The following is a 15,066-nucleotide window of genomic DNA, read 5'->3' as shown; positions in this document are numbered from 1 at the left end:
TCTCGGGAGACTGCACGCACTTGCGGATTTTTTTGAGGTGCCGGGAGGGCGGCCTGGGTAAGGCCGCCGGATCTTCAGCGAGTTGCTGCCAGTTCTTGTTGAACGCTGGCAACAGTGCGAGGCCAAGGTTTACCAGCCTGAACCTTCGCTGGCAAGGCCTTGATGGCAGAATCGGCTGCGGCGCGGCTTGGGAAGCTACCGTAGGTGATCACGTAGAGAGGCTTGCCGTTGAGCACTTTCTTGAAATAACGGTACTGGCCGCCCTGCTCTTTGACGAATGCCTGGGCATTGGCTTCGGAGCTGGTGCCGAGGATCTGCACCACAAAGTTACCGGTAGGCTGGCTGCTGTACCAGCTGCTGCCAGCAGCGCCGGCCTTGGCAACGGTGGCGGCTGGTTTTTCCGCTGGCTTGGCGGCAGGGGCTGGTTTGGCGGCTGGCGCTGGTGCGACAGGCTTGGTCACCGGAGCAGGCTTGGCGGTAGCAACGGTGGGCGCCGGCGTCGGAGTCGGCTTGGCGACCGGAGCAACCGGCGTCGCTGGCACACCGGCCGGTACGCCTGCAGGTGGCGCGGTGGTGGTCACGGTCGGCGGCGTGGCGCTGGAGCCTTCCACCGGCACACCGTCGTCGCCTTCGGAGATGCCACCGGCTTCTTCTGCCAGAGGGCCGCGCATCACAGGTTGGCCGACCATCGGCAGGTTGGTCGGTTGGCCGGAGTTGGCAAATTCGACGTTTGGCGTGGGCTTGCCCAGTGGCAACTGCGCCTGTTCGGTTGGCGCGCCAGTGGTTGTCGGTGCTTTGTTGCGGCCCGGGATCAACCAGGCGGCGGCAACAGCGACCACGACAACGGCGGAAATAGCCAATACGTGCTTCTTAGGCATAGTGAACCCCATCTTTGGACGCTTGACCGCAGAGCGGCTGGCAATCATGGCTTCGATCATGGCATCGCGGGCAACCTGGTTGATGTTTCCAGGCCAGCCATCGGAGCTTTCGTGAATATCAGAGATCTGCGCAGCGGTGAAAAGTTCGATACCCGCCCCTGCGCCTTCAAGACGTTGTGCAAGGTATTCGCGGGTTTCTTCCTCTTCGTACGGCTGCAACTCGATGACGTGAAACAGCTCCTGCTCACCGCTGATCTGCTCCAGATCGGCGATCAACGACGACTCACCGAACAGGAACACATGCGGGCGACCTTCCGGCGTACCCGCTGCCAGCGCCAGCAAGGCTTCCAGGGCCGATTCGTCGAGCTGCTCGGCGTCGTCTACCAGCAGGTAGACTTCCTGGCCGGTCAGGCCCAATTGCACCACCTGCTTGAGAATCGCGTTCGGCTCGGCGTTGGAGACGTTCAACGCTTGCGCCACCTCGCGCAGTACGCCAGCCGCATCACCGGCACCGCGGGCAGATACCACCACGCTCTGCACCGATTGTTTGTTGGTGCTGGCCACCAGCGCCTGGCGCAGCAAGGTCTTGCCGCTGCCCAGAGGGCCGGTCACCACCAGCAGCAACTGGCTGTAGCGCGCAAGGTGATGCAACTGCCCAAGTACCGGCTTGCGCTGGGCGGGGAAGAACTTGAAACCCGGCACCCGTGGTGCGAAGGGGTCGTGGCTCAAGTGATAATGGCCGAGGAACGCCTCGTCGGCATGCAAACTAGTCATCGGGTCTTATTAACCTTTGAGCTGGGCCAGGGCGCGGTAATCCGCTCCCAGCGTGGCCTGTAGAATCTCTTTTGGATAATCGTCGGTCACCACGGCATCGCCGATGTGGCGCAGCAGTACCAGTCGAAGTCGACCGTCGATCACTTTCTTGTCTATCGCCATATGTTCAAGGAAATCCGCCTCGGTCATCTCCGTGGGCGGAACAACCGGCAAACCGGCACGCTGGAACAGGCGGATACCGCGATCGCGCTCTTGGGCGCTGATCCAGCCCAGGCGCTGCGACATATCCAATGCCATCACGGTGCCAGCCGCTACGGCTTCCCCATGCAACCACACACCATAGCCCATGTGAGTTTCGATCGCATGGCCGAAGGTGTGGCCCAGGTTCAGCGTGGCCCGCACGCCGGACTCACGCTCGTCGGCGTTGACCACCAGCGCCTTGGCCGCGCAGGAGCGGGAAATCGCTTCGGTCAGGGCTACCTGATCGAGGCCGCGCAAGGCGTCCATGTGCTCTTCCAGCCAGGTCAGGAACGGCTCATCGCAGATCAGCCCGTACTTGATGACTTCCGCCAGGCCCGCCGACAACTCGCGCGGCGGCAAGGTGTTGAGGGTAGCGGTGTCGATCAGCACAGCCTGAGGCTGGTAGAACGCGCCGACCATGTTCTTGCCCAGCGGGTGGTTGATACCGGTCTTGCCGCCCACCGACGAATCGACCTGGGACAGCAAGGTGGTCGGCACCTGGATGAAATCCACGCCGCGCTGGTAGCAGGCCGCGGCAAACCCGGCCATGTCGCCAATCACACCGCCGCCCAGGGCGACCACAGTGGTTCGACGGTCATGGCGCGCAGTCAGCAGGCCATCAAAGATCAGTTGCAGGGTTTCCCAGTTTTTGTGGGCTTCGCCGTCAGGCAACACCACGGAGATCACCGAGTACGCCGCCAGGCTGCGGCTCAGACGCTCAAGATACAGCGGCGCGACCGTTTCGTTGGAGATGATCGCCACCTGTCGGCCGGCAATATGCGGCGCAAGCAGTTCGGGCTGGTCCAACAGACCTGCGCCAATGTGGATCGGGTAGCTGCGCTCGCCTAGATCGACCTTAAGTGTCTGCATGTGTCCCCGCGTTGAAGATGTATTAACGACCGGCACTGTCGACCTCTCGACACCGCCTGGTGGCTCTACGCCATACCTTATAAGGTCATGGCGCGCCGCCGAGAATAGCGCATTTCGGGCCAGGCTTTAACGGGGTGGCAACCGTTGCAGGCGCTCAAGGATGTCAAGTACGACCATCCGAGGTGGCCGCTCATCGGTTTCCACCACCAGATCGGCGATTTCCCGATACAGCGGATCGCGCAGCGCCAGCAGGTCCCGCAGGGTTTTCGCCGGGTCGGCGGTGCGCAGCAACGGGCGATTGCGATCACGGGCGGTACGGCCCACCTGCTGTTCGACCGACGCGTGCAAATACACCACCCGACCACCGGCATGCAGCGCTCGACGGTTTTCATCGCGCATGACGGCGCCACCGCCGGTCGCCAATACCACGCCATCGCAGCCGCACAGCTCGGCAATCATCGCCTGCTCGCGGTCACGAAAGCCCAGCTCGCCTTCTTTATCGAAGATCCATGGGATATTGGCACCCGTGCGCAATTCAATTTCCTTGTCGGAATCTTTGAACGGCAGGCGCAGCTCTTTGGCCAGCAAACGGCCGATGGTGCTTTTTCCAGCCCCCATCGGCCCTACAAGAATCAAATTTCGCACAGAATCAACGACTCACAGCAATCGCCTGGTTATTCATGATACGCGGAGTCAGGAATACCAGCAGCTCGGATTTTTTCTCCGCCAGCACATCGCGCCGGAAAAGGCGGCCAAGATACGGCACATCGCCCAAAAATGGCACTTTATCTACCACTTTGCTCTGGGTGTTGGAGAAAACCCCGCCAATGACGATGGTCTCGCCATCCCTGACCAGAACCTTGGCGTTGACCTCGTTTTTCTTGATCGGCGGCACGTCATTGAGCCGGTTCAGGTAGTCGGGCTCATCCTTGGTGACCTTGACCGCCATGATCACATGGTCGTCGGGGGTGATTTGCGGCGTGACTTCAAGCGACAGCGAAGCCTCTTTGAACGACACCGAGGTGGCGCCCTGGGAGGTGGATTCCTGATAAGGAATCTCGGTGCCTTTGAGGATGCGTGCAGTCTCTTTGTCGGAGGTGACGACCTTGGGCTGCGAGACGATCTCACCGTTGCCGGTTTTTTCCATGGCGGTCAGCTCCAGGTCCAGCAACAGGTTGTCGGTGATATAGGCGATCCCCAGGCCCGAGGTTCCGGCCAGCGACCCCAAGTCGACAAAGGGTGAACTGGGTGGGTTTTGCGGCGGCTCGGCACCCTCCGCCGGCGGCTTGGCAATACCGCCAACGCCGCCGTTGCCGCGGGTGAGCCGCCCACCCCAGCGCACACCCAGGCTTTTGTCGTAGTCGACATTGGCCTCCACAATCCGCGCCTCGATCATGACCTGGCGTACCGGGATATCCAGTTGCGCCACGATGCGCCGCAGCTCTTCGAGCCGCTCGCCAGTCTGGTAGGCGATGATGTTGTTGGTGCGGTCATCCACCGCCACCGAACCGCGCTCATCGGTGGCGCCCTCAAAGCCGGTCACCGACTGAAACAGCTTGGCCAGGTCGGCGGCCTTGGCGTAATTGACCTGCAGCAGCTCCCGACGCAAGGGCGCCAGCTCGGCCATCTGCTTGCGCGACTCCAGCATCAACAGCTCGCGAGCAGCCAATTCATCGGCGGGCGCCACCAGCAACACGCCCGCCTTGACTCGCTTGTCCAAGCCCTTGGTTTGCAGTACCAGGTCCAGAGCCTGGTCCCAGGGCACATCCTTGAGCCGCAGGGTGATCGAGCCCTGCACCTCATCGCTGGTCACCAGGTTGAGCCCGGCGACATCGGCAATTTGCTGCAAGACCGCGCGCAGGTCGATGTCCTGGAAATTCAGGGTCAGCTTGGCGCCTGTATAGCTGACCGGCTGGGCACTGTCGGGCGGCGGCAGTTGGATAAGGTCCAGGCGATTGGGCACAGCAGCAGCCATCGGTGCCGTGAACGCTATCCATAGCGCCACACCGAAGGACGAGAAGGTCCTTTTCATTGTTTGATTCCGTTATGAGTTGACGTTCAGCACAAGGGTTCGCGGGCGTTCCAGCCAGGCGCCCTGTCCATCGGGAAACAGCTCCACCAGCTCGACAGCAGCGTCTTGAATGGCCGTGACCTGGCCATGGTCCGGCCCCAGGTAATCACCCACCGCCAGCCGATACACCCTGGCCCCAGCCCGCAACAAGGCAAAGGCCTGCGCACCACGGGACAACGTACCGACCATTTCGAACTGATCGAGGCGCATACCCTCCAACAGTCCCCGTCGCCGGGTGAAATCCGGGGCAAAGGCCGGGCGGCCCGGAACGTGCGGCGCCTGCAAGGCGGGCGGCGTGAACGGGTCGCGCAAGGACGAGGGTTCGTAGACAAATTGCGGCCCTGGGTCGAGCACCTGACGGGCCTTGCCGTTTTGCAGGGTGCTGCGATAGGTCTTGGCGAGCATGTTCAGACGCAACAAGGCGCCCTGATGCCCGAGCGCAATATCCTGCACGGTAACGACCCGTGGCAACCCACCCAAGGCACTGACAAACGTCGCCAGGTCGTGGTAAACCCCGGACGCGCTTATCTGCATGGGTTGTTCGATATAAAGCTGCCGAGGCGCTTCATCCAGCACGGTGATGCCTTCGACCCACACCCCATGGGCAGACGCCAGCCGGGCGATGTCTTCCAGCACGGCAGGCAGCTCGGACTCGCCGGGCAATTGCCCTAGAAGGCTGGCGAGATTGTCTTCCATGCTCCGGACTTGCCGGGTGCGCACCTCAAGGCTCGCGGCCAGGCCGGTCTTTTCTGTGAGTTGCTGCTGCAGCGCCTGCTCCCGCGCCTCAAGCCCGTGCAATCGCTCCCGCTGCGGCCCCCCATGCGAAACCTCGCCCAGCACCAGCACCAGGCCGGCCAGCACACAGCCAAGCAGCACCTTGCCCGGCAGGGACCATTTGACAGCGTTGTAAGAGAGCGTGGAAAAATCGAGCCTGGGCAGGCTCATGGTTGCGCCTCGCTGGACTCTCCCTGGCGCACCATCAGCTGGAATTCACTTTCGCCGCGTGCACCTTCGGTTTGCACGCGCTGCAGACGGGTCGAACTGGAGCCGTGGATTGGCTTGAGTTGCTGCATCAAACGGGCGATATCCTGGTTGCTTTCTGCCGTGCCGCGAATGCTGATGGTGTCGCCGTTCGCAACCACCTCATGCAGATGGACACCTTCAGGCACCGAGCGAGCCAATTGCTCGAACAATCGGGCACCGGAAGAGCGGGCATCGTGCAGGTCCTGAACCACCTTCATGCGTTCGGCCAGTTGCTGGCTTCGCGCCTGCAAGTCGTCGATAGTCCTGATCCGCGAGTCCTGGGTAGCGATGTGCTCTTCCAGGCGGCTGTTGCGGCTTACCTGCCGGTCTATCGCCTGGTCGATCACTTGATCAGCCAACCACAGTGCCGCGAGCGCCACGCAGGCAAACGCCAGCAATAGCACCAACAGGTATTTGCGCCTGCGCTCCGCGAGGGCCTGGCGCCAAGGCAAAAGATTGATTCGTGTCATCCAGCGAAACTCCTAAGGGCCAGCCCGCAAGCCACTCCCATCCCTTGGGCATCCAAGGCCCATTGTGCACCATCGACTCTATGACCCGGCGTGAAGCTGGCAAAATCCTGAAGGCAAGCGCGCTCCAATGCAAACCCTTCTACATCGACCACCCGCGGCACCAGCCCCGCCAGGGCCAAAACCGCCTCGCGCGCTTCGACCTGCTCACGCAGGCACGCCGCCAGCATCACCTCTACCCACTGCGGGCCTTGAGCCGATGGCCCTTGAACCTGAAAGTCGATGGCCACCTCGTCCAATGGATAGGGGATGAACTGGTCGGCTTCCATCTGGATCTTCCAGGCCATTTCCTCATCACTGAGGCCGGCGTCCATGTCAATCAGCCGGGTAATTACCGACGGGCCCGCAACCGCCACGGCGGCGTACCGGGCCGAGGTACCCAGGCGCGACAGTGCCTGTTGCAGCATACGGCCCACACCCTCAAGATCCAGCAAGGTACCGTCCACCACCGCCTGGGGCGGCAGCATTTGCATAACGTAGCCCTGGACGCTGAAACCGCCTGATGAACGGCCCAGTTCGATCAGCTTGATGCCGCTGTCATTGATATCGACCCCCAACACCGTGTCGACTTTTCGCCTGAAAAATCCCTTTCCCATAAAACTCCCCAAAACTTTCCCTGTCATACCGGCTGTCATCTCGCCTGATTGCTGCCAGGCACCTTGCATTCGGTCGGCTTGTTCAAGGCTCGCGAATGACGCCCCAAGCCGAAAAATGCTTTAATGCCCAGCGTTTTTTCCCGCTTTTTATCTGCTGCCCGGGTCGATCCATCGTTTGCCATGCATGCCCCGACGCGTAACTCTTTCTTTTCTCTGGAAATCCAAAAGCCTTGATTCGTCTGCTGAAGTTTTTCGGGTACTCCATTGTCGCCATCGTCTGCGGGCTGCTGCTCGTATTCAGCGGGGCCTACCTCTACCTTAGTCCGGGTTTGCCCTCCGTAGAGGCCCTCAGAAGTATCCAGTTGCAGATTCCTTTGCGGGTCTACAGCAGCGATGAAAAACTGATCGCGGAGTTCGGCGAAATGCGCCGCACACCGATCCGTTTCGCCGACATTCCACCCAATTTCATCAGCGCTTTGCTGTCTGCCGAAGACGATAATTTCGCCAACCACTACGGCGTAGACCCCAGCAGCCTGGTGCGTGCAGCCACGCAATTGGTAAAAAGCGGACACATTCAATCGGGCGGCAGCACCATCACCATGCAGGTGGCGAAGAACTTCTTCCTCACCAGCGAGCGCAGCTTTTCCCGCAAGGCCACCGAAATCCTGCTGGCGCTGCAGATCGAACGCCAGCTGACCAAGGATGAAATCCTCGAGCTGTACGTCAACAAGATCTACCTGGGCAACCGCGCCTACGGCATCGAGGCCGCGTCCCAGGTCTACTATGGCAAGTCGATTCGTGACGCCAGCCTGGCGCAAATGGCCATGATTGCCGGCCTGCCCAAGGCACCGTCGCGCTTCAACCCGCTGGCCAACCCGGCGCGCAGTAAAGAACGCCGTGACTGGATCCTGGGCCGCATGTACAAACTGGGCAAGATCGACCAGGCCGCTTATGAAAGTGCCGTAGCCGAGCCGCTGAACGCCAGCTATCACGTGCCGACCCCAGAAGTGAATGCACCCTATATCGCTGAAATGGCCCGCGCCGAGATGGTTGGCCGTTATGGCAGCGAGGCCTACACCGAAGGTTTCCGCGTCACCACGACGGTGCCGAGCAACTTGCAGGAAATCGCCAACCATTCGGTACATGAAGGCCTGATCACTTATGACCAGCGTCACGGCTACCGCGGTCCCGAGTCGCGCCTGCCGGGCAAGACCCTGAGTGCCTGGACCACCGAATTGGGCAAACAGCGTTCGATCAGCGGCCTGGACCCGGCCATCGTCACCCAGGTAACCAAGGACGGCATCCAAGTGCTGACCCGCTCTGGCGAAGCCCATGTAGCCTGGGACAGCATGAAGTGGGCACGCCCGTTCCTGAACACCAACAGCATGGGCCCGATGCCCAAGCAGCCATCCGACGTGGCCCAGGTGGGTGATTTGATCCGCGTGCAACGCCAAAAGGATGACAGCCTCAAATTCAGCCAGGTGCCGCTCGCCCAGGGCGCTCTGGTGTCCCTGGACCCGCAGAACGGTGCGATCCGCGCACTGGTCGGCGGCTTTGCCTTCGAGCAGAGCAACTACAACCGCGCTACCCAGGCCAAGCGCCAGCCGGGCTCCAGTTTCAAGCCGTTTGTCTACAGTGCCGCGCTGGACAACGGCTACACCGCCGCCAGCCTGGTCAACGACGCGCCAATCGTGTTTGTCGATGAATATCTGGACAAGGTCTGGCGTCCGAAGAATGACACCAACACGTTCCTCGGCCCGATCCGTATCCGCGAGGCGCTGTACAAGTCACGCAACCTGGTGTCGATCCGCCTGTTGCAGGCGATGGGCGTAGGCAAGACCATCGACTATATGACGCGCTTTGGCTTCGCCAAGTCGGACCTGCCGCCAAACCTGTCCCTGGCCCTGGGTACCGCGACCCTCACGCCGATGGAAATCGCCACCGGCTGGAGCACCTTTGCCAACGGCGGCTACAAGATCGCGCCGTACCTGATCGACAAGATCGAAAGCCGCAATGGCGACACCCTGTTCACCGCCAACCCGCCACGGGTACCCGGCGATGTGGTCAATGGTGTGGCCGCGACCGACGGGCTTGCGGTACCGAGCAACGGCGGTATCACCATCGAGGCGACGCCAGGCACACCGTCGGCCGCAAACGCCGGCGCACCGGCCGAACCGCAAGCGCCAGCGGTTGCCGAGCGCATCGTGGACGGCCGCACTACCTACATCCTCAACAGCATCCTGCAAGACGTGATCAAGAAGGGCACCGGCCGCCGCGCACTGGCTCTGGGCCGTGCGGATATCGCTGGCAAGACCGGTACCACCAACGAGTCCAAGGACGCGTGGTTCTCCGGCTACAACGGCGACTACGTGACCACCGTGTGGACCGGCTATGACCAGCCTGAAAGCCTGGGCCGCCGCGAGTTTGGTGGCACCGTCGCCCTGCCGATCTGGATGAGCTACATGGGCGCAGCGCTCAAGGACAAGCCGCTGCACACCCAGCCAGAGCCAGAAGGCATCCTCAGCCTGCGCATTGACCCGATCAGTGGCCGCGCAGCTTCACCGAGCACGCCGAATGCGTACTTCGAGCTGTTCAAGAGCGAAGACACACCGCCATCGGTCAACGAACTGGGCAACGGCGCAGTGCCGGGCAGCCCGCTGCCGGCGGATGAAGGCGCGCCGATCGATTTGTTCTGACCTGATCACGCTGATCGGCCGATCGTTCCCACGCTCCGCGTGGGAATGCATCCTGTGACGCTCTGCGTCACGATCTTAAAAGCAGACGCGGAGCGTCCAGGTGGGCATTCCCACGCAGAGCGTGGGAAAGATCAGCCACGGGACATCAGCCACAAAAAAGCCCCGACTGATCACTCAGGCGGGGCTTTTTTTGCGGGTGTGTCTACAACGGCTTAGCCGTTGAACACATCATCCACGCTTTGCAGCGGGTAGTTCTTTGGATACGGCAGGGTAGCCACACCAGTCTCGATAGCGGCCTTGGCCACGGCATCGGAGATCAGGGTGATCAGGCGCTTGTCCATTGGTTTCGGAATGATGTACTCACGACCGAATTCCAGCTTGGCGCCACCGTAGGCGTCGCACACGTCCTGAGGTACCGGCAGCTTGGTCAGTTCACGCAGGGCGTTGGCAGCGGCCACTTTCATTTCTTCGTTGATGCGCTTGGCGCGAACGTCCAGGGCACCACGGAAGATGAACGGGAAGCCCAATACGTTGTTGACCTGGTTCGGGTAGTCCGAACGGCCGGTGGCCATGATCACGTCGCTGCGAGTGGCGTGGGCCAGTTCTGGAGAGATTTCCGGATCCGGGTTGGAGCAGGCGAACACGATAGGGTTCGGCGCCATGGATTTGAGGCCTTCAGCGCTCAGCAGGTTCGGGCCGGACAGGCCAACGAACACGTCGGCACCGTCGAGGGCGTCAGCCAGGGTGCGCTTGGAGGACGGATGGGCAAACATCGCCTTGTACTGGTTCAGGTCGGTGCGCTCGGACTGAATCACGCCCTTGCTGTCGACCATGTAGATGTTTTCCAGCTTGGCGCCCATGCTGATGATCAGCTTCATGCAGGAAATGGCCGCGGCACCGGCGCCCAGGCAGACGATTTTCGCCTCGCCCAGGGTTTTGCCAGCAATTTCCAGGGCGTTGATCATGCCGGCTGCGGTAACGATCGCGGTGCCGTGTTGGTCATCGTGGAATACCGGAATGTCGCACTGCTCGATCAGGGCCTTTTCGATCTCGAAGCACTCAGGTGCCTTGATGTCTTCCAGGTTGATGCCACCGAACGTGATGGAAATGCGCTTGACGGTGTCGATGAACGCCTGCGGGCTTTCGGAATCGACTTCGATGTCGAAAACGTCGATGCCGGCAAAGCGCTTGAACAGCACGCCCTTGCCTTCCATGACTGGCTTGGAAGCCAATGGGCCGAGGTTACCCAGGCCCAGAATCGCGGTGCCATCGGAAATCACTGCAACCAGGTTGCCTTTGCCGGTGTACTTGTACGCCAGCTCTGGGTCACGGGCGATTTCACGTACGGGTTCGGCAACACCAGGGCTGTAGGCCAGCGACAGGTCGCGGGCAGTGGCAGTGGCTTTGGTGAGCTCTACACTCAGCTTTCCTGGACGAGGATGGGCATGGTATTCGAGAGCGGCAGTTTTCAAATCAGACATATCGGCATTCCGCTTTTACTGTTGGTCGACGGACCGCCGAGGATACGCGTGTCGTAAAGTCCCTACAAGACTGGGCAGTCACAGGTGTCAAGGGCCCTGCGCTACGACTTTTGGCCAAGAGCCACGGGATATAAGGGCTCAACTGTTCACAATCGAAATAAAAAATGTCTACAATTTTTTATTCAAAGCGCCGATTTCAGCATGCCGGGGTCGGTTATTGGCAACAGCCAGCGCGCTTGGCCTTTTTTCAGGCCGCCACGGCGGGCTCGATCCTGCACCCAACCGCGCGCCTCAATGGTGCGGCCTTGCAGACCATCGAGCATGGCCGTATCGAACTGGCTGATCAGCTCGGGCGCAATACGCAATACCAGTGAACCCTGCAGTTCAATCCAGATTCCACCGCGATTGCGCTCGATCTTGCTGACCCGACCGGCCACCAGGGCAAACCCGGAGCGCTTGAGATTCGCCACGCTGTGCACTGGCGATTGGCGCCACAGGCCGAGCCGTGCCTGGCGGGCGCTGTTTTCGGCCGCCTGCTGGCAGGCCATCAGGTCGACATTCGGCGCGACGCCCACTTGGTACCCCAAACCCTCGGCCAGCAGTTGCGCCTCCAGATTCTCGCCATTGGCGCCGTAGAGGTGAGCCAGGGTGCGCCCGTAATGATCTTTGCCTTCGCGCCCCGCCACCAGGCCGACACGCCCATCGCTGGCCTTGACCAACGCCTGCAGGCGCTGACGGGCGGCGACAGCGAATGGCTCGTCAGGGCGACCCTTCTTGCCGGTTTCCGGCGCGTTGAGGCCGATCATGCGCACGCTGCGACCGTCCTTGAGGCGCACCGTGTCGCCATCCACCACACGCTGTACCTCCACACGCACGATGGCCGCCGGGGCGGGGCAGAAGGGGTTGGCCTGAGCGGTCGCCAGCCAAATCCCAGGCACAAAAAAGGCGCCCACAAGGGACGCCTTTTTCAACAGCGGGTAAAAGCCCATAAGGCTCTTGAACCTTACTCTGCTGGAGTAGCAGCAGGCTTCTTGCCGAAAGCACCAAAGCGATCTGCGAAGCGCTGTACGCGGCCGCCGGTGTCCAGAGTTTTCTGCTTACCGGTGTAGAACGGGTGGCACTCGTTGCATACGTCAGTACCCAGTGGCTTGCACAGGTTCGAACGAGTTTCGAACTTGTTGCCGCAGCTGCAGGTGACTTCGATGGTTTCGTACGCTGGATGGATATCGGCTTTCATGGCACTTCCTCGGGCTAGCGTGCCGCCACTCGACACTATTGTCGAATACCGCACGTAATTAGGCCGCGGATTCTACCAGACCTTTTTAATCACGCAAGCGGCGGGAATGGTCGAAAACTTCCTTTCATCAGATATTCCTCACACACCGCCGTCAATGTGGGAGCCGGGCTTGCCCGCGAAGGCGGTGTGTCAGTCACTGCATCTGTTACTGCACTAGCGCTTTCGCAGGCAAGCCAGCTCCCACAAGATCCGGTTCCAGTACTGGAGACGTGACAACCCCGGTCTGCTAGGCTCCCGCCCCTGCGCCACCGCTTGCCTTAATAGATGAGACTCCTCGCGTGCCCGACGCCATTTTGCGCCTAGCCCTGCCCTCGCCTCTGCGCCGCCTGTTCGATTACCGGGCCCCGCCCGGCGTGTCGCGTGCGCAGTTGCAGCCGGGCATGCGCGTGCGCGTGCCGTTCGGACGCCGGGAAATGATCGGCATTCTGGTGGAAGTCACCGACCACAGCGAAGTGCCTGCCGAAAAGCTCAAGCCGGCAATTGCCCTGCTCGACGCCACACCACCGCTGCCGCCCGCGCTGTTCAAGCTGTGCCTGTGGACCGCGCAGTATTACCAACACAGCCTGGGCGATACCTTGAGCTGGGCGCTGCCGGTGCTGCTGCGCCAGGGCGAACTGGCCGAAGCGCGCCAGGAGCGTTTCTGGTCGATGGTGCCGGGCGCACGCCTCGACGACCCGCGCATCGCCCGCGCCCCGCGCCAGCGTGAGGCCCTGGCCACCTTGGCACAGCACCCACACGGCGTGGCCCATCAGCTATTAAGCAAGCTGATGCTGAGCAAAGACAGCCTCGACCTGCTGCTGGCCAAGGGCCTGGTGCAGGTGGAAATCCGCAAGCACGCCCCGGACCCGCGCCACGAACACTGGCTGGCCCAGCCGGAGTTGCCGCTGAACCCCGAGCAACGCGCCGCGTATGAGGCGATTCGCGCCGGTTTCGACAGTTTCCATGCATTCCTGCTGGCCGGCGTCACCGGCAGCGGCAAGACCGAAGTCTATTTGCAACTGATCCGCGAAACCCTGCAGGCGGGCAAGCAGGCACTGGTGCTGATCCCCGAGATCAACCTGGGCCCGCAGACCGTGGCGCGTTTCGAACAACGCTTCAATGCCCGGATCGCCTTGGTGCACTCGGCAGTCAATGACCGTGAACGCCTGGAGTCGTGGCTGGCGGCGCGGGATGGCGAGGCCGACATTATTATCGGCACGCGCTCAGCACTGTTCACGCCGATGAAAAACCCCGGGCTGATCATCGTCGACGAGGAGCACGATGGCTCCTATAAACAGCAGGAAGGTTTGCGCTACCACGCCCGCGACCTCGCGCTGGTACGCGCCCGCCAGGAAGACATCCCGATTGTGCTGGGCTCGGCCACGCCGTCCCTGGAAAGCCTGCACAACGCCTACACCGGCCGTTACGGGCTGCTGCGCCTGAACGAGCGTGCTGGCGGCGCCAAACAACCGCGCTTCCTGCGCCTGGACGTGAAAAGCCGCCCGCTGGACAGCGGTATTTCCGGCCCGATGCAACAGGCCATTGGCCAGACCCTGGCCGCCGGCCAGCAAGTATTGGTATTTCTCAACCGCCGCGGCTTTGCCCCGACGTTGCTGTGCCATGACTGCGGCTGGATGTCCGGGTGCGAGCGCTGCGATGCGCGCATGACGGTGCATCAGCGCCACGGCGAGTTACGCTGCCATCACTGCGGCCATGTGGAACGGGTACCGCGCCATTGCCCGCAGTGCGGCAAGGTGGACCAGCGGCCCGTGGGCGCCGGCACCGAGCGCGCCGAAGAACGCCTCGGCATTCTGTTCCCGGACTACCCGGTGCTACGGGTGGACCGCGACAGCACGTCGCGCAAAGACGCCATGAACCAACTGTTCGCCACCATACACAAAGGCCAACCGTGCATCCTGGTGGGCACGCAGATGCTTGCCAAAGGGCATCACTTCCCACGGGTCACCCTGGTGTCGATCCTGGATGCCGACGGTGGGTTGTTCTCCGGGGATTTTCGCGCCAGCGAACGCATGGCGCAGTTGATCGTGCAGGTGGCAGGACGCGCCGGGCGGGCCGAAGAGCCAGGCAGGGTGATTATCCAGACGCACCTGGCCGACCACCCGCTGCTGATTCAACTGACGGAACAAGGCTACTTTGCCTTCGCCGAACAGGCCTTGAGCGAACGCCGCGCCGCCGGCCTCCCGCCCTTTGCGCACCTGGCGCTGCTGCGTGCCGAAGCCCACAAACCCGGGCAGGCCGAAGGCTTTCTTGATGAGGCCTGCAGCGCCGCTGAGCGTTTATTGGGCGAACTGGCCCTCAGTGGCATCGAACTACTCGGCCCGGTGCCAGCGCCCATGGAGCGGCGCGCCGGACGTTATCGCGCTCAGCTACTCTTGCAGGCAACCTCCCGCGCCCCGCTGCATCGGCTATTAAGTCGCTGGATGCTTGAGCTGGAGCAACTGCCCAGCGGTCGGCAAGTGCGATGGTCGTTGGATGTAGACCCGGTAGATTTGTATTGAGGGTAATTACGTCATCGCAGGCAAGCCAGCTCGCACATTATGAAATGTGAATACCCTTAAATGTGGGAGCGGGCTTGCCCGCGAAGAGGCCCGCAGGTCCGCCATATAGTCTGAA

General features: G+C 61.8%; 11 protein-coding genes and 1 pseudogene. 2 read left to right on the top strand and 10 right to left on the bottom strand.

Translation table 11 applies throughout. The features are described 5' to 3' along the window. Nucleotides 1-74: 74 nt before the first annotated feature. From OC445_RS07670 to pilM, 7 genes and pseudogenes are all read right to left on the bottom strand, one after another. Entirely contained in the window at nt 75-1,652 is a 1,578-nt protein-coding gene (locus OC445_RS07670) for an SPOR domain-containing protein (protein ID WP_054896205.1), read from the bottom strand. 9 nt (nt 1,653-1,661) lie between these two features. Then, nucleotides 1,662-2,762, bottom strand: a complete 1,101-nt coding sequence (aroB, locus tag OC445_RS07665) for a 3-dehydroquinate synthase (protein WP_197900277.1) — start codon at nt 2,760-2,762, stop codon at nt 1,662-1,664. A 126-nt stretch (nt 2,763-2,888) separates the two neighbouring features. Next, complete coding sequence (gene aroK, locus OC445_RS07660; protein WP_003187914.1) at nt 2,889-3,407, bottom strand: shikimate kinase AroK; 519 nt, start codon at nt 3,405-3,407, stop codon at nt 2,889-2,891. Nucleotides 3,408-3,411: 4 nt separating this feature from the next. After that, nucleotides 3,412-4,668 (bottom strand): annotated as a pseudogene (locus tag OC445_RS07655) (type IV pilus secretin PilQ); the annotation flags it as partial. 138 nt (nt 4,669-4,806) lie between these two features. Beyond that, nucleotides 4,807-5,778 (bottom strand): pilus assembly protein PilP, encoded by a 972-nt coding sequence (locus tag OC445_RS07650; RefSeq protein ID WP_262020042.1) that lies wholly within the window; start codon nt 5,776-5,778, stop codon nt 4,807-4,809. Beyond that, entirely contained in the window at nt 5,775-6,326 is a 552-nt protein-coding gene (locus tag OC445_RS07645; RefSeq protein WP_127880489.1) for a PilN domain-containing protein, read from the bottom strand. Before OC445_RS07645 ends, OC445_RS07650 begins: the two co-directional genes overlap by 4 nt. Continuing rightward, the gene (gene pilM, locus OC445_RS07640; RefSeq protein ID WP_034125864.1) at nt 6,323-6,979 is read right to left on the bottom strand and encodes a type IV pilus biogenesis protein PilM; all 657 of its coding nucleotides are present in this window, start codon (nt 6,977-6,979) and stop codon (nt 6,323-6,325) included. Before pilM ends, OC445_RS07645 begins: the two co-directional genes overlap by 4 nt. A gap of 233 nt (nt 6,980-7,212) precedes the next feature. On the opposite strand from pilM, the gene OC445_RS07635 reads away from it, so the two are divergent. Beyond that, nucleotides 7,213-9,675: a penicillin-binding protein 1A gene (locus tag OC445_RS07635; protein WP_405647541.1), complete on the top strand. Its 2,463-nt coding sequence runs from the start codon at nt 7,213-7,215 to the stop codon at nt 9,673-9,675. 212 nt (nt 9,676-9,887) lie between these two features. Here OC445_RS07635 and OC445_RS07630 read toward each other — a convergent pair whose 3' ends face one another. The 3 genes from OC445_RS07630 to rpmE form a co-directional block, all read right to left on the bottom strand. Further along, nucleotides 9,888-11,156 carry a malic enzyme-like NAD(P)-binding protein gene (locus OC445_RS07630; RefSeq protein WP_262020040.1) on the bottom strand — a complete coding sequence of 423 codons (1,269 nt, stop codon included), beginning with the start codon at nt 11,154-11,156 and terminating at the stop codon, nt 9,888-9,890. A gap of 182 nt (nt 11,157-11,338) precedes the next feature. Then, on the bottom strand, nt 11,339-12,145 hold the full coding sequence (locus OC445_RS07625) for a thermonuclease family protein (protein ID WP_181124062.1): 807 nt from the start codon (nt 12,143-12,145) through the stop codon (nt 11,339-11,341). A gap of 14 nt (nt 12,146-12,159) precedes the next feature. Beyond that, entirely contained in the window at nt 12,160-12,393 is a 234-nt protein-coding gene (rpmE, locus tag OC445_RS07620; RefSeq protein WP_005784030.1) for a 50S ribosomal protein L31, read from the bottom strand. Between the two features lie 338 nt (nt 12,394-12,731). Here rpmE and OC445_RS07615 point away from each other — a divergent pair, with 338 nt between their 5' ends. Next, nucleotides 12,732-14,951 carry a primosomal protein N' gene (locus OC445_RS07615; protein WP_262020039.1) on the top strand — a complete coding sequence of 740 codons (2,220 nt, stop codon included), beginning with the start codon at nt 12,732-12,734 and terminating at the stop codon, nt 14,949-14,951. Nucleotides 14,952-15,066: the final 115 nt, after the last annotated feature.

The organism is Pseudomonas sp. Pse35 (assembly GCF_024519715.1).
Classification (GTDB): domain Bacteria; phylum Pseudomonadota; class Gammaproteobacteria; order Pseudomonadales; family Pseudomonadaceae; genus Aquipseudomonas; species Aquipseudomonas paracarnis.
The sequence above is the reverse complement of the archived record's forward strand: the minus strand, read 5'-3'. Positions and strand labels throughout refer to the sequence as shown.

Bases quoted from the DNA above. Each gene is read 5' to 3' on its own strand.
- OC445_RS07670 (WP_054896205.1), bottom strand. From the start codon at position 1,652: ATGACTAGTTTGCATGCCGACGAGGCGTTCCTCGGCCATTATCACTTG.
- aroB (WP_197900277.1), bottom strand. From the start codon at position 2,762: ATGCAGACACTTAAGGTCGATCTAGGCGAGCGCAGCTACCCGATCCAC.
- OC445_RS07650 (WP_262020042.1), bottom strand. From the start codon at position 5,778: ATGAGCCTGCCCAGGCTCGATTTTTCCACGCTCTCTTACAACGCTGTC.
- OC445_RS07645 (WP_127880489.1), bottom strand. From the start codon at position 6,326: ATGACACGAATCAATCTTTTGCCTTGGCGCCAGGCCCTCGCGGAGCGC.
- pilM (WP_034125864.1), bottom strand. From the start codon at position 6,979: ATGGGAAAGGGATTTTTCAGGCGAAAAGTCGACACGGTGTTGGGGGTC.
- OC445_RS07630 (WP_262020040.1), bottom strand. From the start codon at position 11,156: ATGTCTGATTTGAAAACTGCCGCTCTCGAATACCATGCCCATCCTCGT.
- OC445_RS07625 (WP_181124062.1), bottom strand. From the start codon at position 12,145: ATGGGCTTTTACCCGCTGTTGAAAAAGGCGTCCCTTGTGGGCGCCTTT.
- rpmE (WP_005784030.1), bottom strand. From the start codon at position 12,393: ATGAAAGCCGATATCCATCCAGCGTACGAAACCATCGAAGTCACCTGC.